The sequence below is a fragment of the Desertibaculum subflavum genome (genome assembly GCA_003576705.1).
In the GTDB taxonomy this organism is placed as follows: domain Bacteria; phylum Pseudomonadota; class Alphaproteobacteria; order Ferrovibrionales; family Ferrovibrionaceae; genus Desertibaculum; species Desertibaculum subflavum.
This window is the reverse complement of record QOZS01000043.1, coordinates 14818-37771: the sequence shown is the minus strand read 5'-3', so window position 1 is coordinate 37771 and position 22954 is coordinate 14818. Positions and strand designations below refer to the sequence as shown.

General features: G+C 67.1%; 23 protein-coding genes. 7 read left to right on the top strand and 16 right to left on the bottom strand.

Going from position 1 to position 22954, the window contains the following annotated elements:
* Window positions 1-82: 82 nt before the first annotated feature.
* The 4 genes from DT074_RS20325 (at window position 83) to DT074_RS20310 (ending at window position 3676) form a co-directional block, all read left to right on the top strand.
* Window positions 83-520, top strand: a complete 438-nt coding sequence (locus DT074_RS20325; RefSeq protein ID WP_119421695.1) for a GNAT family N-acetyltransferase — start codon at window positions 83-85, stop codon at window positions 518-520.
* Window positions 521-628: 108 nt separating this feature from the next.
* The gene (locus DT074_RS20320) at window positions 629-1741 is read left to right on the top strand and encodes a C4-dicarboxylate TRAP transporter substrate-binding protein (RefSeq protein WP_162915043.1); all 1113 of its coding nucleotides are present in this window, start codon (window positions 629-631) and stop codon (window positions 1739-1741) included.
* Between the two features lie 72 nt (window positions 1742-1813).
* Window positions 1814-2347 (top strand): TRAP transporter small permease, encoded by a 534-nt coding sequence (locus tag DT074_RS20315; RefSeq protein WP_162915042.1) that lies wholly within the window; start codon window positions 1814-1816, stop codon window positions 2345-2347.
* A 12-nt stretch (window positions 2348-2359) separates the two neighbouring features.
* Entirely contained in the window at window positions 2360-3676 is a 1317-nt protein-coding gene (locus DT074_RS20310) for a TRAP transporter large permease (protein ID WP_119421692.1), read from the top strand.
* Here the strand turns inward: DT074_RS20310 and DT074_RS20305 are convergent.
* The 11 genes from DT074_RS20305 to DT074_RS20255 all read right to left on the bottom strand — a co-directional run bounded on the left by DT074_RS20305 (window position 3673) and on the right by DT074_RS20255 (window position 14529).
* Window positions 3673-4041: a hypothetical protein gene (locus DT074_RS20305; RefSeq protein WP_119421691.1), complete on the bottom strand. Its 369-nt coding sequence runs from the start codon at window positions 4039-4041 to the stop codon at window positions 3673-3675. The two genes, DT074_RS20310 and DT074_RS20305, sit on opposite strands and share 4 nt — an antisense overlap.
* A gap of 4 nt (window positions 4042-4045) precedes the next feature.
* A complete protein-coding gene (ctaD, locus tag DT074_RS20300; RefSeq protein ID WP_368744798.1) occupies window positions 4046-6586 on the bottom strand; it encodes a cytochrome c oxidase subunit I in 2541 nt (846 codons plus the stop codon).
* Window positions 6587-6590: 4 nt separating this feature from the next.
* On the bottom strand, window positions 6591-7649 hold the full coding sequence (locus tag DT074_RS20295) for a sodium:calcium antiporter (RefSeq protein ID WP_119421690.1): 1059 nt from the start codon (window positions 7647-7649) through the stop codon (window positions 6591-6593).
* A 2-nt stretch (window positions 7650-7651) separates the two neighbouring features.
* Complete coding sequence (locus DT074_RS20290) at window positions 7652-8644, bottom strand: cytochrome c oxidase subunit II (protein ID WP_119421689.1); 993 nt, start codon at window positions 8642-8644, stop codon at window positions 7652-7654.
* A complete protein-coding gene (locus tag DT074_RS20285) occupies window positions 8641-9735 on the bottom strand; it encodes a c-type cytochrome (protein ID WP_119421688.1) in 1095 nt (364 codons plus the stop codon). The genes DT074_RS20290 and DT074_RS20285 overlap by 4 nt, the downstream gene beginning before the upstream one ends.
* Before the next feature lie 3 nt (window positions 9736-9738).
* Window positions 9739-10311, bottom strand: coding sequence for a cytochrome c oxidase assembly protein (locus DT074_RS20280; RefSeq protein WP_368744797.1), 573 nt, complete (start codon window positions 10309-10311; stop codon window positions 9739-9741).
* Window positions 10312-10380: 69 nt separating this feature from the next.
* Window positions 10381-11853 carry a tripartite tricarboxylate transporter permease gene (locus DT074_RS20275; protein WP_119421686.1) on the bottom strand — a complete coding sequence of 491 codons (1473 nt, stop codon included), beginning with the start codon at window positions 11851-11853 and terminating at the stop codon, window positions 10381-10383.
* Window positions 11854-11863: 10 nt separating this feature from the next.
* The gene (locus DT074_RS20270; protein ID WP_119421685.1) at window positions 11864-12334 is read right to left on the bottom strand and encodes a tripartite tricarboxylate transporter TctB family protein; all 471 of its coding nucleotides are present in this window, start codon (window positions 12332-12334) and stop codon (window positions 11864-11866) included.
* Between the two features lie 52 nt (window positions 12335-12386).
* Window positions 12387-13355 carry a Bug family tripartite tricarboxylate transporter substrate binding protein gene (locus tag DT074_RS20265; RefSeq protein ID WP_119421684.1) on the bottom strand — a complete coding sequence of 323 codons (969 nt, stop codon included), beginning with the start codon at window positions 13353-13355 and terminating at the stop codon, window positions 12387-12389.
* Between the two features lie 101 nt (window positions 13356-13456).
* Window positions 13457-13801, bottom strand: a complete 345-nt coding sequence (locus DT074_RS20260) for a DUF1493 family protein (RefSeq protein ID WP_119421683.1) — start codon at window positions 13799-13801, stop codon at window positions 13457-13459.
* Window positions 13802-13812: 11 nt separating this feature from the next.
* Window positions 13813-14529: a gamma-glutamyl-gamma-aminobutyrate hydrolase family protein gene (locus DT074_RS20255; protein WP_119421682.1), complete on the bottom strand. Its 717-nt coding sequence runs from the start codon at window positions 14527-14529 to the stop codon at window positions 13813-13815.
* A 464-nt stretch (window positions 14530-14993) separates the two neighbouring features.
* On the opposite strand from DT074_RS20255, the gene DT074_RS20250 reads away from it, so the two are divergent.
* The gene (locus tag DT074_RS20250; protein WP_119421681.1) at window positions 14994-15407 is read left to right on the top strand and encodes an antitoxin Xre-like helix-turn-helix domain-containing protein; all 414 of its coding nucleotides are present in this window, start codon (window positions 14994-14996) and stop codon (window positions 15405-15407) included.
* A complete protein-coding gene (locus DT074_RS20245) occupies window positions 15404-16117 on the top strand; it encodes an RES family NAD+ phosphorylase (RefSeq protein ID WP_119421680.1) in 714 nt (237 codons plus the stop codon). The genes DT074_RS20250 and DT074_RS20245 overlap by 4 nt, the downstream gene beginning before the upstream one ends.
* Window positions 16118-16139: 22 nt before the next feature.
* Here the strand turns inward: DT074_RS20245 and DT074_RS20240 are convergent, their stop codons facing one another.
* The 5 genes from DT074_RS20240 to DT074_RS20220 all read right to left on the bottom strand — a co-directional run bounded on the left by DT074_RS20240 (window position 16140) and on the right by DT074_RS20220 (window position 21102).
* Entirely contained in the window at window positions 16140-16607 is a 468-nt protein-coding gene (locus DT074_RS20240) for a PIN domain-containing protein (RefSeq protein WP_119421679.1), read from the bottom strand.
* A complete protein-coding gene (locus DT074_RS20235; RefSeq protein WP_162915041.1) occupies window positions 16604-17791 on the bottom strand; it encodes an ImmA/IrrE family metallo-endopeptidase in 1188 nt (395 codons plus the stop codon). Before DT074_RS20235 ends, DT074_RS20240 begins: the two co-directional genes overlap by 4 nt.
* Before the next feature lie 118 nt (window positions 17792-17909).
* On the bottom strand, window positions 17910-18194 hold the full coding sequence (locus tag DT074_RS20230; RefSeq protein ID WP_119421678.1) for a HigA family addiction module antitoxin: 285 nt from the start codon (window positions 18192-18194) through the stop codon (window positions 17910-17912).
* 180 nt (window positions 18195-18374) lie between these two features.
* Entirely contained in the window at window positions 18375-19925 is a 1551-nt protein-coding gene (locus DT074_RS20225) for an AMP-binding protein (RefSeq protein WP_119421677.1), read from the bottom strand.
* A gap of 100 nt (window positions 19926-20025) precedes the next feature.
* A complete protein-coding gene (locus DT074_RS20220; protein ID WP_119421676.1) occupies window positions 20026-21102 on the bottom strand; it encodes a P1 family peptidase in 1077 nt (358 codons plus the stop codon).
* Window positions 21103-21268: 166 nt separating this feature from the next.
* Between DT074_RS20220 and DT074_RS20215 the strand changes: the two genes are divergently transcribed.
* Complete coding sequence (locus tag DT074_RS20215; protein WP_119421706.1) at window positions 21269-22951, top strand: flavin-containing monooxygenase; 1683 nt, start codon at window positions 21269-21271, stop codon at window positions 22949-22951.
* Window positions 22952-22954: the final 3 nt, after the last annotated feature.

The following is a 22954-nucleotide window of genomic DNA, read 5'->3' as shown; positions in this document are numbered from 1 at the left end:
CCCCATCGTCTTCGGCTCACTTGGCTCTTCCGCCGGCCCGTTGCCGCGGCGATCGTCGGCGCGGCGAAGGGAAGGAACCTGCATGATCGAGGTGACGGCGCTGCGCGCGGAAGACCGGGCGCGCTGGGAAGTGCTGGCGCGCGGCTACAAGGCGTTCTACCGCACGGACGTTTCGCCGGCGGGCTATGACGAAGCCTGGCGCCGGCTGCACGGCAACGAAGGCCTGTTCGGCCTCGGCGCGCATCTCGACGGCAGACTCGTCGGCATCACCCACTACCTGTTCCACAAGAGCGTGTGGATGGCCGATGTCTGCTATCTGCAGGACCTGTTCACCGACGAGGCGGTGCGCGGCCGCGGCGTGGCGCGCGCCTTGATCGAGGCGGTCGCCGCCGATGCGCGCTCGCGCGGCGCGCCGCGGCTCTACTGGCTGACCCAGGAGGACAATGCCCGCGGCCGCGCGCTCTACGACAAGGTGGCGCGCTTCCAGGGCTTCATCCGCTACGACTACTCGATCGCCTGAGCATCCATCACGGTCATGATGGCAAACCGCCGTCGCTTCAATTGACGGATGCGCGCGCGTCTTCAAAGATGCGGCACAAATCAGAGTTCTAGGGAGAGGAACATAAATATGCAGAAGCATCTGCTGGGCGCCGCTGGCGCCCTGATCATGGCCGCGACTCTGGGCGGCACCGCCGAGGCGCAGATCAAGATCTCCTACGGCACCTATCTGCCGCCGACCCATGTCAACAACCATGCCGGCATCGAGCCCTTCGCCAAGCGGGTCGAGCAGGAGACCGGCGGCAAGGTGAAGTTCGAGATCTTCACCGGCGGCTCGGTCGCGCCCGCCAAGGCGGCGATCGACCAGATCCGCGACAAGCTGGTGACCAGCGGCATGATCGTCGACAGCTACGTCAACAAGGAGCTGCCGCACAGCTATACGCTGACCGAGCTCGCCCTGCAGGGCAAGGACGCGCTGGTCATGGCCGGCGCGGTCAACGAGATGCAGCTGGTCGACTGCAAGGGCTGTCTGGACGAGCAGAAGAAGGCCGGCATCATCTCCACCGCCTTCTACTCGACGGCGCCCTACGTCTTCATGTGCAAGTCGCCGGTGACGAAGGTCGACGACATGAAGGGCAAGAAGGTGCGCGCCACGGCCGCCTTCGGCCTGCTGGTCAAGTCGATGGGCGGCGTGCCGGTCAATATCACCTCCGATGAGGTTTACGAGGCGATGCAGCGCGGCCAGGCCGAGTGCAATGTCGGCGCCGATGCCTGGCTGAAATCCTACACGCTCTGGGATGTCGCCAAGGCCGTCACCAAGCAGCCGATCGGCACCTATCACGGCGGCCAGCTGTTCGCGATCAACGCGGAGACCTTCAAGTCGCTGCCTGCCGAGGTGAAGGCGTCGATCAAGAAGAACGCGCCGATCCTCGCCGCCGACGTGACCTTCGGCTATCTCCAGGAATCCAAGGCGGCGCAAGAGGGTGCGGCCAGCCACGGCGTCAAGTTCGTCGAGCCCGATGCCAGCCTGACCAAGGCCTACGAGGATTTCCTGAAGAACGACACCAAGCGGGTGATCGAGCAGGCCCAGAAGCGCGGCGTGAAGAACGCCGATGCGCTGATCGAGGCCTTCCTCGGCAAGATCGCCAAATGGGAGAAGATCGTGAAGGACGAGGTGAAGGGCGACAAGGCGAAGTACATCGCCGCCCTGAACCGCGAGGTCTACAGCAAGGCCTCCTTCTGACCGTTCGCTGAACCGGCCGCCGTGCCCGCGCATCTCCGCGGGCACGGCCTTTCCCGAGGCGCGGGGGCAACCGTGGCATTGATCGACAAGCTGCTGGAGCGCGCCTCGGGCGTGCTGCTGACGTTCGCCGGTATCGTCATCATGGTGATGATGCTGCACATCACGGCCGATGTGCTGGCCAAGGTGCTGTTGAACCACCCGATCATCGGCACGCTCGAATTCGTCGCCGTGATCTACATGGTGGCGACGATCTTCCCCGCCCTGCCGCATGTGCAATGGGGCCGCGGCAACATCATCGTCGAGCTGTTCACCCAGAAGCTGCCGGCGCAGCAACGGCTGGGCCTGGATGCGCTCGGCGCGCTGCTCACCTTCGTCTATCTCGGCCTGATCGCCTGGATGGGGGCGGAGACCGCCTGGCACCGGACCACGATCGGCGAGACGCAGGACGCCACCTTCTTCGAGGTGCCGGTTTGGCCGTCGCGCTGGGTGCTGGTGGTCGGCGCCGCTTTCGCCGCGCTGATCGCGCTGCACCAGTTCATCGACGATACCCGCTTCCTCGCGACCGGCAAGCGCACGCGCGCCAGCCTCGGCAACCACCCGATCTGAGGCGCCGCGCCCATGGATTCGATCACGCTCGCCTTCATCTGCATGGGCGTCGCCATCTTCCTGATGGCGATCCGCATCCCCATCGCGGTCGCGCTGGGCTTGAGCTCGCTCGGCGGCATCGCGCTGTTGCGCGGCCCCGACACGGCGCTGCGCACGCTCGGCTCGGCGCCATTCGACTTTTCCGCCAGCTGGACACTGTCGGCGATCCCGATGTTCCTGCTGATGGGATCGATCGCCTTCCGCGGCGGCATGACGACGTCGCTGTTCGAAGCCGCGCGCATGTGGCTCTACAAGCTGCCGGGCGGCCTCGCGGTGGCGGCGAATTTCGGCGCCGCGATGTTCGCCGCCGCCTCCGGCTCGTCGATCGCGACCGCGGCGGCGATGGGCCGGCTCGCCATTCCGGAGATGCTGCGCTTCAAGTACGACCCGGCGCTCGCCACCGGCACCGTCGCCGCCGCCGGCACGCTGGGCGCCATGATCCCGCCCTCGATCGGCTTCGTCATCTTCGGCTGGTACACCGAGACGCCGATCGGCAAGCTGCTGATCGCCGGCATCGTGCCCGGCGTGCTCAATGCCGTCCTGTTTGCCGCCTATATCATCGGCTACTGCAAGCTGAAGCCGGACGCGGCGCCGCCGCCGGACGACAAGCCGACCACGGCGGACAAGTTCGCGGCGCTCGGGCGCATCTGGCCGATCCCGCTCCTCATCCTCTGCGTCATCGGCGGCATCTATTCGGGCCTCACCACCGCGACCGAGGCGGCCGCTTTCGGCGCCTTCAGCGCACTGATCATCGCCTTCCTGAAAGGCGGCATGAACAAGCTGGCGCTGAAGGACAGCGTGGTCGACGCGTTGCATTCCACCGCCTCGATCTTCTTCATCGCCGTCAGCGCGGTGCTGCTGACCCGGTTCCTGGCGCTCTGCGGCCTGCCGCAATTCATGGGCAGCTTCGTGCGCGACGCCGCTCTCGGCCCCTATGAAGTGATCTTCTTCATGGTGGTGATCTACCTGATCCTGGGCTGCTTCCTCGATCCGATCGGCATCATGCTGATCACGCTGCCGATCCTGCTGCCGATGTGGAAGGCGGTCGGGCTCGACATGGTGTGGATGGGCGTGCTGGTCGTCATGCTGCTCGAGATCGGCCTGCTCACGCCGCCGGTCGGGCTCAACGCCTTCGTCATAAAAACCGTGGTGGGCGATCTCGTGCCGCTCTCGACCATCTTCAAGGGATTGCTCGGCTTCATCGCCGTCGACATCGTCGTCGTCGCGCTGCTGGTCGCCTTCCCGGAGATCAGCCTGACCTTGCCGAACCTGATGCTGGGCGAAGGCTAGCGGAGTTGCTCGCAGGCCGGGATGATGGCCGCTGTCGCCCCCGCCCAGACGATGCCGAGCAGGGAGAGGAAGCCGAGCCAGCGCAGCACGCTGCGGTGAAAGCGGCCGAGCTCCAGTGATTCGACGGTTGCCCGCAGCAAGCGGGCCAACCGATCCGGCCAGGTCATCGCCGCGGCGGTCAGCGCCGCGAAAGCCGGCGTGGCGATCGAAACCAGGATCGTGCCGGCTTCCGCCGAGGTCATGCAGACCAAGGGCTGCGCGCCGTAGATGACGAGCAGGTGCAGCGCCCAGAGGATCGGGCCCGAGGTGAGATAGACCAGCGTGCCCACGCCCGAAGCGCTCGCGCGCGCGCCGGCTTCGACCATGCGCTCACCCGACGACATGGGGAAACCCATGCACGAGAAGCAGGCCGAACAGAGCCTGCCCGACGGTGTAATAGACCAGGAGCGAGGTGTTCTCGAAGCTCGAGCGACGCACATGGTCCAGCTTGCCCGCCACCTGCCGGGCGACCGTGAACAGCGCCATGATCACGACCGCGAAGACGAGCTGCCCTGACAAGCCGGCGGCAAGGTAGACCAGGGCGCCATAGCTGCTCTCGCTCGGATCGAGGCCGGCCTGCCAGTGGCCGAGGATCTCCACCGCGACGGCACCGACGAGACAGGCGGCGCCGGTCGGGACCAGCAGCAGGCTCCATCCCCAGCGCCGGCCGCGCGCGGGCAGCAGGCGGCTCGCGGCGAAGAACGCCGCGGCGGCGCCAACGAGCAGTGCCGCCGCCGCGAGCGGCCATTCGTGCGGCGGCAGCGCCGGCGCGGTGCCGGAAGGCCAAAATTCGGGCGAGACGGTCCAGAGGTAGAGATAGGAGAACACGAAGGCGAGGTAGAGCGAGCCCGCCACCAGCATCAGCACGACCATCGACCACCAGGCATGCGATGCCGGCCCGGTCATATAGACCGGCAGCTTGAGCCCGCGCGCCACCTCGATCGGGCCGCGATCCGGGCCCGGATCGAGCCCCCAGACCCAGACGACGCAGCAGACGACCGCGAGCACGCCGCAGATCACGGCCGGCACCACCACCTTGACCGTGAGCAAGAGGAAGAAAGCCGCGGTGAAGAGTGCCGCCAGCACATGGGTCCAGCTCGGCCCCGGCATCTGGATCACGTATTGCGGCTCCGCCTCGACCGGGCTGGTCACCAGGGTCTCGCGCCCGCCGGTCGGGGCATTCGGAAGATAGTGATGACCATCCTGCACCTGACGCGCGAGATCCGGCTGGTCCCAGAGCGGCTCGCGGCCGGTCACGCGCGGAATGCTGCGCGTCGAGTAGACATCGTTCGGCAGCCATTCGAGCGTGCCGGCATCCCAGGGGTTCTCCGGACCGCTGCCCCAGCGGAAGCAGCGGATCAGGTCGATCACGAACAGCGCCACGCCGGCGGCAAGGATGAAGGCGCCGACCGTGGAGAGCATGTTCAGCCCGCCCCAGCCCATGCCGTCGAGATAGGTCCAGACGCGCCGCGGCATACCGAGCAGGCCGGTCAGGTGCATCGGCAGGAAGGCGATGTTGAAGCCGAGGAACATCAGCCAGAACACCCAGCGGCCGACCCGCTCGGACAGCATCCTCCGGCTCACCATGGGGAACCAGTAGTAGAAGGTGGCGAAGAGCGGGAAGACCATCCCGCCGACCAGCACGTAGTGGAAATGCGCGACGACGAAATAGCTGTCGTGCACCTGCCAGTCGAACGGCACCAGCGCCACCATCACGCCGGTCAGCCCGCCCAGGGTGAAGATGAACAGAAAGCCGAGCACGAAGAGCGAGGGCGTGGTGATGCGAAGCCGCCCGCGCGCCTTGGCGATGGTGGCGATCCAGGCGAAGACCTGGATGCCCGACGGTATCGCCACCGCCATGCTGGCCGCCGAGAAGAAGCTGAGGCTGAGCGCCGGGATGCCGGTGGCGAACATGTGGTGCACCCACAGTCCGAAGCTGAAGAACCCAGTCGCGATCAGGGCGACCACGATGAAGCGGTAACCGACCAGCGGAGTCCGCGCCATCGTGGGCACGATCATGGAGACGAGGCTCGCCGCCGGCAGGAAGATGATGTAGACCTCGGGATGGCCGAAGAACCAGAAGAGGTGCTGCCAGAGCAGCGGATCGCCGCCCTTTGCCGCGGTGAAAAACGGCCAGCCGAAGGCGCGCTCGATCTCCAGCAGCATAGTGGCGAGGATGACGGCCGGGAAGGCGACGACGATCATCAGCGCGAAGATCAGCATCGTCCAGGCGAAGATCGGCATCCGCGCCAGGGTCATGCCCGGCGGGCGCGTGCGCAGCGAGCCGACGATGATCTCGATCGCGCCGGCGATCGCCGAGATCTCGATGAAGCCGATGCCGAGCAGCCAGAAATCGGCATTGTCGCCCGGCGAGTACTCCATCAGCGTCAGCGGCGGATACATGAACCAGCCGCCCTTCGGCGACAGGTCGTAGAGGATGGTGGAGACGAAGACGGTGCCGCCGATCACATAGGCCCAGATGGCGAAGGCGCTGAGGCGCGGGAACGGCAGGTCGCGGGCGGCCAGCATCTGCGGCAGCAGCATGACGCCGAGCGCCTCCACCGCCGGCACGGCGAACAGGAACATCATCGTCGTGCCGTGCACGGTGAACATCTGGTTGTACAGATCCTGGCCGAGGAAGGTGTTCTCCGGCACCGCGAGCTGCACCCGCATCAGCAGCGCCATGATCCCGGCCAGGATGAAGAAGGTGAAGGCGGCGCCGATATAGAAGACGCCGATGACGGTGTTGTTCACCGCCGTCGGCAGGCGCCAGCCAGAGGGCGTGGCCCAGATGCGCTCGAGCTCGGCGACTTCGCCGGGCGGTCGGGGCTCGGGATAGGGCAGGCGCGCGGCGCCGGGGTCGTCGTTCACGGCGTCACCGCATCGTGTAGAGCAGGACGAGACCGCCTGCGTAAAGGACGAGCACGAGCAAGGAATCGATCCCCATGCGGAAGATCGCCTTGTCCCGCCGCTCGGCGACGCCGCCGATATAGATCGCGACCAGGATGATCGCGAGCAGCGCCCCAAATATCGAGAACGAGCCGAGCCGATTGAGCACCGGTTCGCCGCCGGCCAGCAGGTCGGTCACGAAGATCAGGCCGATATTGATCAGGTTGGTGCCGAGGATGTCGGAGATCGCCATCGTGAACAGGCCGAGGCGGGCGGCGGAGAGCGCCGAACTGAACTCCGGCAGCGACGTGGAGATCGCAACCAGCACGAAGCCGACGAAGCTGGAACCGAGTCCGGTCTGTTCGGCGATCGCCGAGCCGGTGCGTTCCACCATATAGCCCGCCACCAGAATGACGGCGGCGGCGGCGGCGGTCATCGCGATCAGACGCGGCAGCGGATATGCCTCCGCGGACGCGGCATCGGCGCCACTCTTCCGCGGCGACGGCCGGTTCCCGCGCGATCGCTCCGCATCCGTCGCATGCCAGGGCTGCCGGCCCTGTGCCTGGGACAGCACCCAAACGCTGGCCACATAGGCGATCAGGCAGCCCCAGGCCCAGGCGCCGATACCGAGCACGGCGATGTCGCCGACCACGATGCCGGCGGCGGCGATCGAAAGCAGGAGCACATTCAGCGTTCCCTGCAGCAGCAGCGAGGGATCCGGAACGATGGCCGTCATGGCGCGGCGACTGACCAGCAGGTCGATCACGGCAATGACCGTCACCTGCATGGCGATGCTGCCGAGGAGATTGTTCACGGCAAGATCGGCATCGCCGGTTGTCGCGGCGGTGGTCGTGACGGCGATCTCCGGCAGCGAGGTGACACCGGCGAGCAGGAGCAGGCCGATGACCGCCTGGCCGATGCCCAGCTTCTTGCTGAGACCGTCGGCGTAGCGCGCTATGCGAGTGCCGGCGAGCCACACCGCCACGGCGGCCGCCGCGAAGATGCCGATATTCGCCGCCAGGCCCAGCTCGGCGAAATCCGGCATGCTCACCTCAGGCTCGTCAGATAGGTCGCGAGCGCATCGAGCTCGTCGTCCGCGAAAATCCGGAACGGCGGCATCAGGTTCTCCGGCTTGATGTGCTGGTTCTCGGCGATCCACCTCGCGAAGGCCTGCGGGCTGGTCTCCAGCGTGGCCGCCGCGATGGAAAGCCGGCCGCCCACATGCGTGAGGTCGGGCCCGATCGCGCCGTTGGCGGGCGTGCCGCGCACTTTGTGGCAGGCGCCGCAGCCGCCCCGCAGGAAGAGTTGGCGACCCTGCGATGCTGCCGCGCCGCCGGGCGCCGCTGCCGGCCCTGCCTCGCGCACCAGCCAGGCTTCGAATTCGTCCGGCGGCATCGCCACCACGAAGAACGACATCAGGGCATGGGCGCCGCCGCAATATTCGGCGCATTGCCCGCGGCTCACGCCCGGCACTTCCGCGACCACGGTCTGGTAGTTGGTCCGGCCCGGGATCATGTCGAGCTTGCCGGCGAGCTTCGGCACCCAGAAGCTGTGGATCACGTCGGCGGTGGTCAGCGCCAGCTCCACCGGTCGCCCGGTCGGGATACGGATCTCGTTGGCGCTTTCGAAGCGCCGGCCGTCGGCATCCGTGTAGATGACGCGCCACCACCAGCGCTCGCCCACGACGGCGATACGAAGCGCGTCGGGCCCGGCGCGGTCGGTGCCGCCGACGCGCGTGACCGCAAGGCCATAGACGAGCAACGCCGTCAGCACGACCACGGGGAAAACGATGCCACCGCCGATGACGATCTTTTCGCTGGCAAGGCGATTGCGCCAGCCCGCCCCGCCATAGATGGACAAGGCGGTCAGCGCGACAATGCCGACGAGAATGACGGCGCCGCCGATGAACAGAACATGGGCGAGAAGCGCGATGCGCCGGGCCGACAGCCCTTCCGGCGAGAGCACCGATTGGACCCCTTCGCAGCCGGCGAGCGGCAAGACCAGGCAGGCCAACAGAATGCACCTGGCGACGGGGCTCACGGCGAGAGATCCCCGCCTGGAGGCTCCCTGCCGGAAGACGCGAGAAAGTCGGCGACTTCCTGGATCTGTCGATCGTTCAGCCGCCTGGCGACCGGGGTCATGATCTGCCCCAGCACTGTCTGCTCGCGCTGCCCGGCTTGGAAAAGGTGCAGTTGCTGGCGGATGTAGGCGGCCGATTGACCGATCAGCCGGGGGTACAGGCCATAGCCGCTCGCATGGCAGCTGAGGCAGGCCGGAATGCCGGCTTCCGGGACGCCCGCGGTGGCGATCGAGCGGCCCTGGGACAGGTCGTCCGCCAGCGCCGTCGGCGCCGTGCCGACGAGGCCGGGAAGGCGCGCATATTGCTCCGCCAGGCGGTCGATCGCCGCTTCGTCGAGCTCGGCGGCAATCGGCTGCATGATGCCGCTTGGCCGCCACTCGTCCTTGTAGGCTCTGAGCGCGGCGGCGAAGTAGCGTGCCGACTGGCCGGCGAGCCGAGGCACCAGCTGGCTTGCGCTCGGACGGTCAGAGGTATCGTGGCAGCGGCCGCAGCGGAGCAATTCCGGCGACCAGCCGGCGCGCTGCGCGACGGCCGGCTCCGCCTCGCCCTCTGCCAGCGCGCGATATCCCGCCGTGTCCATCGTCGGCAGCCGGCGCAGAAAGGCGACGACGGACCACACTTCGTCCTCGCGCGTCGGCGCGCTCCAGGCCGGCATGCCGGTGTATTTCAGGCCGTTTCTGACGATCCAGAAGAGCTCCTTCTCCGACCATGTCTCGGCCGCGCGGGCGAGGTCGGGCGGCACCGGCAGCATGCCCTTGACGATCGGATTGCGCGCCGTGCCCGGCGCGCCGTGGCAGGGCGCACAGCCGCCCTGGAAATGCGCGGCGCCGAGACGGATCCTGTCGATATCGTCCAGGTTCGGCGCCTCGGCGGAGCGGGCGTGCAACGCGACCGAACGGCGAAGGACGAGCTCAATCACCCAGGTCGTGACGTCGAAATGGCCGCTTCGCGCCGCGACGTTGTAGATGCCGGACGCCGCGAAGAGCAGGCCGCCGAGCGCCAGCGCGACCAGCGTTCCGCCGACCCAGAGGGCGCCGCGCCGCCAGGCCACGCCTCAGCCGGGCCTTGCTTCGGCCAGGCCGAGCTCGGCCAGCCAGCGCCACGCGATCACGATCCCGGCCAGCACATAGGTCGCCGGGCAGGCCGCCACCATCAGCAGCCCGGCGAGCTGCTGATCGGCCAGATCCGTCGCCCCGTGCGGCGCGCCGATGCCGGGATAGAGCAGCCGGGGCGTGAAGATGAGCAGCACGCCGAGCAGGCAGAACAGCTTTCCGGTCAGGAGCAGCGCGCCGATGGCGAGCCAGCGCCGGGCCGCCTTCTGCGCCACGACGGCAAGCCAGAACCAGAGCGCCGCCGCGAACAGCGAAAGCTGCATCGCGGCGTGCAGCGCGTGGTCGCCGAGCGCCGCGGCGAGGGCCGCCGGCGCGTGCCAGCCCCAGAGCAATGCCAGTTGCAGCACCGTCGCGATGATCAGGCTGCTGGCGCCGAAGAGGAGCTTCCCGGGATCGGCAAAGCCGGGAATCCTGAGCAAGCCCAAGGCTATCAGCGGGGCGACGAGATTCATTGTCAGCACGTGGAGCGCCATGTGCTGGGCCAGGGGACCGACCGGAGGGGTCGCAGCGAACACAGAGCCCTCCCCGTCGAGGCTGGAGCTACGTTGCCTTAACGGGCTGGTGTAGGGGTGGTTCCCTCCGGATCAACGCTTCCGAAGCAATCGGAGCAATAACGGCGACAGCCAGAGCGCGATGGTCGCGACGCCGAGTACGGCAGCGATCGGGCGGTGGAAGAAGGCGAGCAGGTCGCCGTCGGCCTTGATCATCGAGGTCATGAAGCTGCCCTCGAGCAGCTCGCCCAGCACCATGCCGAGGATGGCCGGCGCGACCGGGAAGCCGTTCTCCTCCATCACCCAGGCGAGGATGCCCATGACCAGGATGATGCCGACGCCGAACACCGTGTTGTTGATGGCGAAGGCGCCGACGATGCAGAACATCAGGATGATCGGCATCAGCACGGTGCGCGGCGCCCGCAGGATCTGGCCGGAGAGACGGATCGCCGCGAGGCCGAGCGGCAGCATCAAGAGGTTGGCCAGGAAGAACACGATGAAGACGGCATAGAGCTGATCGGCCGCCTGCATGAACACGGTCGGCCCCGGGTTCATGCCCTTCATGTAGAGCACGCCGATCACCACAGCGGTGATCGAATCGCCGGGAATGCCGAACACCAGCGCCGGGATCCAGGCGCCGGACAAAGCCGAGTTGTTGGCCGAGGTGGCGTCGACGATGCCCTCGATATGGCCGGTGCCGAACTTCTCCGGCTCCTTGGAGAATTTCTTGGAGACCGCGAAGGAGATCCAGGCGGCAATATCGGCGCCGGCACCGGGCAGCGCACCGATCGCGGTGCCGATCACGCTGCCGCGCAGCACGTTCTTCCAATAGCGGCGCGTCACCGCGCCGATGCCGCGGAACACATTGCCGATCCGCTCCTGCGCCAGCTTCAACGGCGCGTCGGCATCGCAGACGCTGCGCATCACCTCCGACACCGCGAACATGCCGATCATCGCCGGAATAAAGGAGACGCCGCCCATCATCTCGACCGAGCCGAAGGTGAAGCGCGGATGGCCGGCCGTCACGTCGATGCCGATGGATGCGATGCCGAGACCGATCAGCAGCGAGATCACGCCCTTGAGTGGCGAGGACGGCGAAATGAAGACGGCGCAGGTAAGGCCGAGCAGCGCGAGCCAGAAATACTCGAAGGAGGAAAAGTTGAGCGCGACCTCGGCCAGAGCCGGCGCCGCCGTCACCAGCACCACCGTGCCGATCAGGCCGCCGACCACGGAGAAGACGAGGTTGACGCCGAGATTGAGCTCGAGCTGGCCCTTGCGGGTCATGGCGTAGCTCTCGTCGACATAGGCCGCCGAGGCCGGCGTGCCGGGCAGCCGGAGCAGCGCCGCCGGGATGTCGCCGGCGAAGATCGCCATCGCGGTCGCGGTCACGATGGCGGCGATGGCCGGCACCGGATCCATGAAGAAGGTCACCGGCACCAGGAGCGCCGTCGCCATGGTCGCGGTCAGCCCCGGTATGGCACCGACGAACAGCCCGAACGCCGCCGAGCCGACGATCACCGCGAGGACATAGGGGTCGAAGACCAGGCCGAAGGCGGTGGTGAGCATGGCGCGCGCCTCAGCCGATCAGGTTTTCGATCACGCCGCGCGGCAGCGGCACCAGCAGCAGCCGCGAGAAGGCCTGCTGGATCAGCAGGGCCGCGACGATGGCGATCGCGACCGAGGAGACCACGCGGCCGCGGCGGTAGAGCGCGATCAGCACGGCCAGGACCAGCGGCGCGGCGAGCAGGAAGCCGAGCGCATCCGAACACAGGATGTAGAACAGCAGCGCCGCCGGCACGCTCAGGAAATTGAGCAGGAGAAGCGGCGAGCGGGCCCAGGCGCCCATCTGAACGAAAGGCGCCCGGGCGCGCAGGCCGGAGGCCACCAGGATGACGCCGCCGAAGGCGAGGCCGGCGGCGATCAGGCTGGGGAACAGGTCGGGCCCGTATTTCTGGCCCGGCATGGCGGGAAAGCTCCGCGTGTGCCAGATCACCAGGAGGCCGACGACGATCAGCACGAGGCCGATCACGGCATCGTTCAAGCGCATATACGAACCGCCGGAAGAGAAGGCCCCGCGGTCACCCGCGGGGCCGGTCAACCTACTTCGCGAGACCGAGCTGCTTCATCAGCGCGCCGAAATCGGCATCGGACTTGGCGAGGAAGGCATCGAAATCCTTGGCATCCTTCCACACCACGCCGAAGCCGCGATCGGCCATGAATTTCTTGTACTCGGCGCTGTCGTAGACTTTCTTCAGCGCGGCGCCGAGCTTCTGCTGCACCTCGGCCGGCAGGCCCTTCGGGCCGGCGATGCCGCGCCAGGCCGCAGTGGACCAGTCGGAGCCGGTCGCCTCCTTCAGGGTCGGCACGTCGGGGAAGATCGGGTTGCGCACCGAATCCATCACCGCGAGGCCGACCGCCTTCTTCGCCTCGATCATCGCCCGCGCCTCGGGGATGGAGCAGGTGACGATGTCGACGCCGCCGGCGGCGAGATCCTGCATGGCCGGCGCGGCGCCCTGGCTCGGCACCCAAGGCACGTTGGCGGGCGGGATGCCGGCCGATTGCAGCATGCCGGCCAGCGCCAGATGCCAGATGCCGCCCTGGCCGGTGCCCGACGCCTTGAGCTTGCCCGGATTGGCCTTGGCCGCGGCGAGCACTTCCTTCGCGGACTTGTAGGGCGAATCGGTGCGCACCTGCAGCGCCGCCGGATCGGCGTTGACCTGCGCGATCAGGGTGTAGTCCTTGTAGGTCAGGGGGGTGAGCCCCTGCCAGTGCATCATGTTGATCTCGACCGTGATCATGCCGAGCGTGTAGCCGTCGGGTGCGGCGGTCGCGATCGCCGAATGGCCGACCACGCCCGAGCCGCCGGTGCGGTTGACCACATTGAACGGCTTGCCGAGCTCCTTCTCCAGCAGCGAGGCGATGATGCGCGCGGTGGCATCGGTGCCGCCGCCGGCGCCCCAGGGCACGATGACGGTGACCGGCCGCTCCGGCCAGGCCGCTTGCGCGCTGCCCGCCGCGAGCAGGCCGAATACGGCGCCGGCAACGCCAAGAAGGTGACGTCGTTGCATGGAACTCTCCCCAAACTGACGGCGGCTGGAGTGCCGCCCCCTTGATTATCGATAGAAGGCTAGCAGCGCCGGCGCGGGAGAGAAACTGCGATGTCGGATGGTCAGGTATAGACCCACTGCTTAGCGCGGGCGCTGCTCACGAGCGTGGTGACCGTGAAGTCCTTCTTGCTTCCATCAAACAGTCCCAATTTCTGCAACACGGCCCGAACCATGCCCGTCAACGTGGTGCCTTCGTCCTGGAAATAGTCGTAATAGCGAAACGCATCACCCGTAAGGTCATACTCTTGCTCGAACCGCCGTATGAACTCCATCGCGTCGATGCCGTCGATACCAGCATCGTTGTTCAGCGACGTGTGCATCGTCACCGGATAGGCGCCGCCCAAAAAGTCTGAGCAGAACTTGATGATCACGGCTGCATCGACATCCTCGACGGCGGCGGATCTCATGGCCGAGGCGCTTACCGGCGCGATGCGGCGATGAAGGCGGCGAGCAGGCGGCGGTCGCCCTCCGCGACGAAATACTCCGGGTGCCACTGCACGCCGATACAGAAACGCCGGCCCTTGAGTTCGATGCCCTCGATCACGCCGTCCGGCGCGATGGCGTTGACCACCACGTCGCGGCCTGTCGCCTTTGCCGCCTGGTGGTGCGAGGTGTTCACGCCCATCTCGGCGACGCCGACGATGTCGGCGAGCCGGGTGCCGCGGGCGAATTTCACGGTGTGGCCGGGCTCGCTCGGCGGGTTCTTCTGCTCATGCGCCAGCGCGTTCGGCACCTCGTCCGGGATGTGCTGGATCAGGGTGCCGCCCAGCACGACGTTCATCAGCTGTTGCCCGCCGCAGATGCCGAGCAGCGGCAGGTCGCGCTCGATCGCGCCCTGGGTCACGGCGTATTCGAACTGGGTGCGGCGCGTCTTCAGCTTCACGGTGGCATGCCGCTCGGTGGCGCCGAACATGGCGGGGTCCACGTCGAAGGCGCCGCCGGTGACGACGAGGCCGTCGATCAGGTCGAGATAGCGGCCGGCCTCTTCCACCTCGTGCGGCAGCATGATCGGCGTGCCGCCGGCGGCGGCGACGGCGGCGGCATAGTTCTGGCGCAGCGCGTACCAAGGCGATTTGGAATAGCCGCCGGGCTCTTCCGAATCGAGGGTGATGCCGATGAGGGGGGCGCGGGACATGCCGGTCAATCTTAGAGGTGGCAGCTTCCGATTCGGCGCCCCACATAGCACGGAGCGGATTAGCGGACGATTGCCGGCGGGCGCTGCGCTGGAGGCGATGGATGCCAACGGCGGCCAACGATCGCCCAACAACAGCCAACAAACGCCTGTTGGGAGCCAATTTCTGCCAGTTTTTTGCCAGCGGCTGCCAGTTTTGGCCCGTTTCGGGGAGCGCTCTATCGGCCTAATCCGCTGTTTAAGTTGGGCTTTCCCTTAGCAGGTGATCCCGGGGATCACTTCGGCGACGCGAAACCGCGCCCCGAACTGGCTTCGGGTCTCTTGGCGACTCTCTTCACACGTTCAAAGAGCAGGGCTCCGCCGGGCGGAGTGTCCCCAGCATATAGTTGCGGCAAAGGCAAAATTCAAGACACCTTGCCGAATGGCATACCTGGAATAATATAAGGCCATATGACACTGGACGCGCCATGGCTGCCCTGACCCAGATCCAGACCGACGCCCCGCCCTTCTCGCCCGCGCCGATCAGCGACGCGGAGGCCGCCGCCATGTTCCGCGCGGCGCTGAACCTGTTCCGGCTGTGGGGCGTGACCGACGAGCAGGCGGCGACCCTGCTCGACCTGCCGCGCCGCACCTTCGCGCGCTGGAAGGCGGGCGAGATCGGCCGCATCGGCCGCGACGGCAAGGCGCGCCTCTCCAACCTGATGGGCATCCACAAGGCGCTGCGCATCATCTTCCGCGAGGCCCCACGCGGCTATGGCTGGATCAAGCGGCCGAACGCGGCGTTCGGCGGGCGCTCCGCGCTCGACGTGATGCTGGGCGGCGAGATCACCGATCTGATGCGCGTGCGCCGCTATCTGGATGCCGAGCGCGGCGCCTGGTGATCGACACGGCCACGGTACCGACCGCGCGCGTGGTGTGGCCGGGCGCGCGCCGCATCATCCGCAGCCTCTATCCGCCGATCGACCTGTTCGAGGACATCGCCGAGCCGGAGGACTGGCCGCTCCTCCTCGCCGCCGAGCAGAAGACGAACCCGCGCCTGATGGAAACGATCGGCATGCTCGACCTGGTGCCGCCGTGGCGGCGCGTGGGCGGGCCGGGGGCGAGCTGGCTGATGGCGCCGTTCACCCATGCGAGCCCGGACCGGCCGAGCCGGTTCAGCGCCGGCGCCTATGGCGTGCTCTATCTCGCGCGAGCGTTCGAGACGGCGCTGTTCGAGACCATGCACCACCACGGTCGCTTCATGGCGCGGACGGCCGAGGCGCCGGGCTGGGCGTCGCAATTCCGCGAGCTAGTGATGGATCTCGATGCTGACCTGCACGACCTGCGCGGCGGCAATGCGCGCTTCGCGTCGGCGCTCGCGCCCGAGAGCTATGCGGCGGCGCAGGCGCTCGGCGCGGCGCTGCGCGAAGCGGGATCGGACGGCGTTGCCTATCCCAGCGTGCGCGATGCGGGCGGCGAATGCGCGGGCCTGTTCTATCCCGACCGCGTGGGCAATGTGCGGCAGGGCCGGCATCTCGACTATCACTGGGACGGCACGCGGGTGGACCTCTATCGCGAGCCGGGGAGCGGGGAGGTGTTTCGGGTGGGGTGAGATGACCACTCTCGACGAGCGATCAAAATCTCCAGCCCTTCGCCTTCAGAAAGCCCTCGAAGTTGGTGCATGCAATTCCGAAGTGCTGACAGACGTTCGGTATCTTCGCGGCGTTTGGCTTCAGCCGTTCTTCGGTGACCACCGTCCCGGAGCAAGCCCGTGCTGCGGCGATCAGAAAAGGGTCTGCGACTGGATTGCCGATCATCCTTGCTCTTGCGGAAATCAACTGAGCGAAGTGAGGAACAGCAAAGATCTGGCCAACGAACGCGGCCTCCTCCGGCATGGGAGGCTTGAAGACCGCTGGATTCTGCCTGGCCCAAGCGATCACATGCGTCTCGGGGGAGGCTTGAAGTTCCCTCCACACTTCACGTACGGAGATGACGCGGCCGGCATCCACCTCAGCCTGGAACAGCTCCCAAAATGTACGAAACACATCCTGATAGTAGCGTTCGATTTCTCGAAAGCTGGTCGTGTCGAGAACAAAGATCATGCCGCCAAGCCTTGCAGGAAGCGGCTCTCCAGCTCGTCGACCTGTCTGGGTTTCACGCCGATGAAATCGGCAGCTTCATCGACGCTGATCTGGCGGCGGGCATAGCGGGCAAACACTTCGCTCATCAGCCGTTCGCTGAGGTAGGCCCCCTTGGTGAGATAAAAGTTCCCACCTGAACTTGCGTTCTCGCTTCGCTGGCCATCCCACTCGCTCTTGCGTTCCTCGTAGAATGCTTGACTCACGCGTCCTGCGTCGCGAAAGCGGCGCAGGATGACCTCTCGGCTTACACGATAACGGGCGGCCAGGGCCGCAAACGCTTCCGAAGGAAGCGCCTCAATACTCGCTGAAAGGACTGTTGCTTGAGCAGCGAAGTCTTGGCTCGGAACCAGCACTTCGGCGGCAATACGATTGCAGAAACGCTCAATCCTCTGTTCGGTCGGCGGCAGCCGCTCCAGCAAGGAGTCGTCAAATGTGCTTATCGCGCGGCGGCGCATCAGAACGTGGGCAAGCTCATGGAGAAGGCTGAACACCTGTCGCGTTTTCGTCGTGCTGTTGTTGATCATCACGACAGGCAGTTCGGGATGCTCCAGGCAAAATCCCGACAGTTCCTTCTGCTTGAATGTGTCCTTAAATACGAAAACGCCAGCAGCCTCGATAGCCTTTCGCCAAAGCTTCAGGGCTTGGTCGCCGTCAGCGGCACCCCATTCATCGGCTCCTGGCGCAGGAACACCAAGTGCAGATCGTATCGCGGCGGCCTGCGGTGCGATGGGTCTCGAAGTGTCGAGGTTCAGGCGGCGCCATAGAGGCTCCGCAACAGGGGATCGGCCCGCAAACAGCTCGACCAAGGACGCCTGATAGGCTCTCGCGCGCCTGATCAAAAGGACCGTATCTCGACTCAGACGACGCAGATCAGCGTCGGGAAGAGCTCGGAATTCTGCTTCGGGCTTTGGCTCCGCCGGCGGTGACGGCAGGAAGAAAATAGCCAGGGGACGCTTGTAGAGATCGTAAGCGAGCCTTTCGAGCTGCGCATAGGATGGTGCGTCTGCCCCGGTCTCCCAGGCATCTATCTCTTCGACAGCCTTCTTTAGACGTGCCGCAACCTCTTCCAGGGAAAGGTGTGCTGTTTCCCGCGCCCACTTGAGCAGCGCAGGTTGAACACCTGGCAATGGCACCGCCTTTCCCATCCCTCCGCCTCACTTGCTCCTCACGGCGCAGAAAGCTAACCCGTGTTGCGCGAGCGGCCAAGCCACTGAGCCGCCCGGCAACATGCCGTCCGTGATTGCAGTTCCGCCTGGTGGCGTCTCACTTTGATGCTGTCTGGCGTTTGCGCGCCTCGGCCACGTCGTGACTGTTCTGCATACGCACCAGTGTATCCGTCGAGACGCCGAACGCCTTCTCGATGCACAGCGCCATTTCGAGCGAGAGCGCGGCGCGCTCGTTGACCAGAGCGGAGAGCGCCGGGCGCGTGACGCCGAGCGCCGCCGCGGCGCCCGTAACGGAGAGGCCGAGCGGGTCGATGATCTCGTGCTTCACGAAGCCGCCCGGATGGGCTGGACGCTTCATGCGGATGCCCTGCGATGCACTCATGACGCCCCCTCACGCCCTGCTCCGTCGGCCCCGTGCAAAGATGTTCTGCGTCGGCAACCCGACGCACCGTGGTTATACTCACTTCGCGGTCTGCGTATAACTGCGCCCGAATCTCCGCGATCCCGCATTGGCGACTGGCGAAGTTTGTGGAGAGCGGCGAGACGCCGGTCAGCGACGCCCTCACACAATCCGACTCGTCCGGTTCCCCCAGTACCGGTCGCGCAGCAGCCGCTTGTAGAGCTTCCCCGTCGGCAATCTCGGCAGCTCGTCCTCGAAATCGATCGAGCGGGGCACCTTCTGGCGGGCGAGGTGCTGGGCGCAGAAGGCGAGCAGCTCCTCTGCCGTCTCCCCGCTCGGCGGCACGCCGGGCATGAGCTGGACTACCGCCTTCACCTCCTCGCCGAGATCGGCGTTCGGCACGCCGAACACGGCGGCGTCCGCCACCTTCGGGTGGGTGATCAGCAGGTTCTCGCATTCCTGCGGATAGATGTTCACGCCGCCGGAAATGATCATGAAGGTGGCGCGGTCGGTCAGGTAGAGATAGCCGTCGCGGTCGACGAAGCCGACATCGCCGACCGTGCTCATCCGCCCGTCGGGCGAGCGCGCCTCCTTCGTCTTCGCCGGGTCGTTGAAGTACTCGAACGGCGTCGCCGTCTCGAACCAGAGCGTGCCGGGCTGGCCGACGGGGAGCTCGTTCATTTCATCGTCCAGCACATGCAGCTTGCCGAGCAGCACGCGGCCGACGGTGCCCTTGTGGGCGAGCCATTCCTCCGAGTTACAGGCGGTGAAGCCGAGGCCTTCGGTGGCGCCGTAGTACTCGTGAATGATCGGGCCCCACCATTCGATCATCTGCTGCTTCACCTGCACCGGGCAGGGCGCGGCGGCGTGAATGGCGATCTCGAGCGAGGAGGTGTCGGCGCGGCGGCGCACCTCCTCCGGCAGCTTCAGCATGCGGGAGAACATGGTGGGCACGAGCTGGGTATGCGTGACGCGGTGCTTGGCGAGAAGCTGGAGGTAATGCTCCGGATCGAACTTCTCCATGATCACCGCGGTGCCGCCGTTGCGGATGGTGAGCGACACGGCCGCCTGCGGCGCGGAGTGATAGAGCGGCGCGGGCGAGAGATAGATCATGCCGGCGCGGTACTGCCAGAGCTTGTCGAGGAAATCGAAGATCGGCAGCTGCTGCACCGGCGGTTGTTCCGGCAGCGGGCGCAGGATGCCCTTGGGCCGGCCCGTCGTGCCGGAGGAATAGAGCATCGGCGTGCCGAGGCTCTCGTCGGCGATCGGCGTCGCGGGCAGGCCGCGCGTGGCCTCTTCCAGGTTCCGCACGCGGGCACCATCGCCGGGCCCGTCCACCACCAGGCAGAGCTCGACCTTCGGGCACAGCGCGAGCGCGCCGAGCGCCACGTCGCGCTTGGCCTGCGAGGTGATCAGCACGCGCGACTGGCTGTTCTCCAGGATATAGGCGAGCTCCTCGACCGTGAGGAAGGAGTTGACGCAGGTGTAGTAGAGGCCGGCGCGCTCGCCCGCCGCGCAGCATTCGATATAGCGGGCGTGGTTCTCCATGAAGATCGAGTAGTGGTCGAGCCGGCCGAGGCCGTGGCCGCGCAGCAGATGCGCGAGGCGGTTGCTGCGCGCCTCGAGCTCGGCATAGGCGATGGTCTCGCCCGATGACGCCATGATGATCGCGGCGCGCTCGGGATGCGCCTTGGCCTGCTTGCCCGGATACATGCGTTTCCTCGTCGCCTGTTCTGCCCGGCCGCAGAGCGCCGGGGCGGTTCTGGCCCGAGGTTAGCGCAACCGCGCCAGCGCGCGCGAGAGGCCGGCGACCTTAGGCCGCGGCGCCCCGCGCGCGCATCGCCTCGACCAGGCGGTCGAGCGGGAGGGCGTGGGCGGTCTTGCCGTCGCGGCCGGTCATTGTCTCGGCCATGCAGAGGGCGTTGAGGATCGCCTCTTCCGTCGCCTCGGCGGCGGCAAGGAAGAGATCGGTCATCGAGGCGGCGGCGAGCATGCGCAGGTCGGAGATGCGGTCCTTCTGGCGCACATGGTTGGCGGTGGAGAAGGCGAGGAAGATGTCGCCCGAGCCGTTGGCGCCGATGCCGCCGACCCAGGCCATGCCCGTGGTGGCGCGGCGGGCCAGGCGCTGGCACTGGATGGGGATCAGCGGCGCGTCGGTCGCCAGGATCACGATGATCGAGCCGGCCTCGCGCGGGCGCGGGTCGTGCGAGGGCACGATATCGGTGCCAATCAGCTGGCCGACCGGCACTCCGGCAACGCGGAACAGCTCGCGCGCGCCATAATTCGCCTGTACCAGAGCGCCGACCGTGTAGCCGGCGCCGTCGATCGCGACGACGCGCGACGCGGTGCCGGTGCCGCCCTTGAACTCGTGCGCGATCATGCCGGTGCCGCCGCCGACATTGCCCTCGGCGATGGGCTGCCCGCCGACCGCGCCGTCGAAGGCGGCGAAGGCATCGGCTTGCGTCAGGCTGAAGCTCTGGATGTCGGAGAGCCAGCCGTCATAGGTTTCGGCCACCACCGGCAGGTGGAAATCCTGCGAGGCGCCGTCGCGCACCGCCAGCCGGCAGATCGCATCGCGCACCAGGCCGACCTGATAGGTGTTGGTGATGCCGATCGGCGCGCCGATATAGCCCTGCTCCGCGATCCAGGGCAGCCCGGTCATCTCGCCATTGCCGTTGAAGGAATGCGTGCCTGCGAAGACATAATCCTCCCAGATCTCGGGCCCGCGCGGCCAGATCGCGGTGACGCCGGTGCGCACCACATGCGGCGTGTCGCGGGCCACGGTGGAGTAACCGACCCGCACGCCGGCCACGTCGGTGATGGCGTTGAGCGGCCCCGGCGGCAGCCTGCCGGTCGCAAGGCCCAGATCGCGAAGGCGGCGGCGCGTCATGCGGAGACTCCGTGGGTTGATGGCGGCGGCCGGTCGGGCCGCCGCGACCCGCATCTTCGGCGCCTGTTCCGCCGGGCCGCAACCCCTACCGGCCGGCCGCGAATTTGCTGCCGCATCGCCGCCGGCCTACGATCGGCGGCAACAAGATATACGGGAGAACGCCAGCATGCCGCCATCCAAGGGCACGGGGGACAGCCCCGCCGGAAGCTATGACGCGATCGTCGTCGGCGCCGGCGTCGCCGGGCTCTACGCGCTGCGCCGCCTGCGCGACACGCTTGGGCTGAAGGTCAAGGTGCTGGAGGCCGGCGACGGGGTCGGCGGCACCTGGTACTGGAACCGCTATCCCGGCTGCCGCTGCGATGTCGAGAGCCTGGAATATTCCTTCTCGTTCGACGACGCGCTGCAGCAGGAATGGTCGTGGCCGGAGCGCTACGGCAATCAGCCGGAGATCCTGGACTATGTGAACCATGTCGCCGACCGTTTCGACCTGCGGCGCGACATCCAGTTCAACACCCGCGTGACCGCGGCGCGGTATGACCGCGCGGGCGGTCGCTGGCGGCTCGACACCGCCGGCGGCGAAAGCTTCAGCGCGCCGATCTGCATCATGGCGACCGGCAACCTTTCGGTGCCGCGGGTGCCGGAATTCAAGGGGCTGGAGAGCTTCCAGGGCCGCTGGTACCACACCGGCATGTGGCCGCAGGGCGGCGTCGACTTCACCGGCTTGCGGGTCGCGGTGATCGGCACCGGCTCGTCCGGCGTGCAATCGATCCCGATCATCGCCCGCCAGGCCAAGCAGCTGACCGTGTTCCAGCGCACGGCAAACTTCATCCTGCCGGCGCAGAACGGCCCGATGGACCGCGCGCGCGAGACCCGGCACAAGGCCGAATACACCGAGCGCCGCCGCGCCGCCTACGACACGCCGTTCGGCATCGCCGGCTATCCGCCGCCGACCCGATCGGCGCTCGACGTGCCGGCCGCGGAGCGCAACGCGATCTACGAGCGCAAATGGGCCGAGGGCGGCTCGATCAGCTTCCTCTACAGCTTCACCGACCTGCTGACCAACCAGGCGGCCAACGACACCGCGTCCGAGTTCGTGCGCGACAAGATCCGCGCCATCGTCAAGGATCCGGCGACCGCCGAGCTGCTGTGCCCCAACGACCACCCGATCGGCACCAAGCGGCTGGTGCTGGATACCGGCTATTTCGAGACCTACAACCGCGCCAACGTCACCCTGGTGAATGCCCGCACGGCGCCGATCCAGGAGATCACGCCGACCGGGCTCCGCACCACCGAAGCCGAGTACGCCTTCGACGCCATCGTCTTCGCCACCGGCTTCGATGCCATGACCGGCGCGCTGAAGGAGATCGACCTGCGGGGCGCCGACGGTCTTACGCTCGCCGAGGAATGGCGCGACGGGCCGCACACCATGCTGGGCATCATGTGCGCTGGCTTTCCCAACCTGTTCATGATCACCGGCCCGGGCAGCCCGGGCGTGAAGAGCCAGATGATCCTGAGCTGCGAGCAGCATGTCGACTGGATCGTCGGCTGCCTGCGCCACATGCGCGCGCACGATATCGCCACGGTGGAGCCGACCCGGGCGGCGCAGGAGGCCTGGACCCGGCATGTCGGCGACATCGCCCAAATGACGCTCTATCCCAAGGCAAATTCCTGGTACATGGGCGCCAACATCCCGGGCAAGCCGCGGGTGTTCATGCCCTATGTCGGCGGCGTGGACCGCTACAAGCGGAATTGCGACGAGATCGCCGCCGCCGGCTATCCGGGATTCGTCATGACGCCGCGCGCGGAGCCGATGCCGCGCCCGCTGGTGGCCGCGGCCGGCAACGACTGAGTC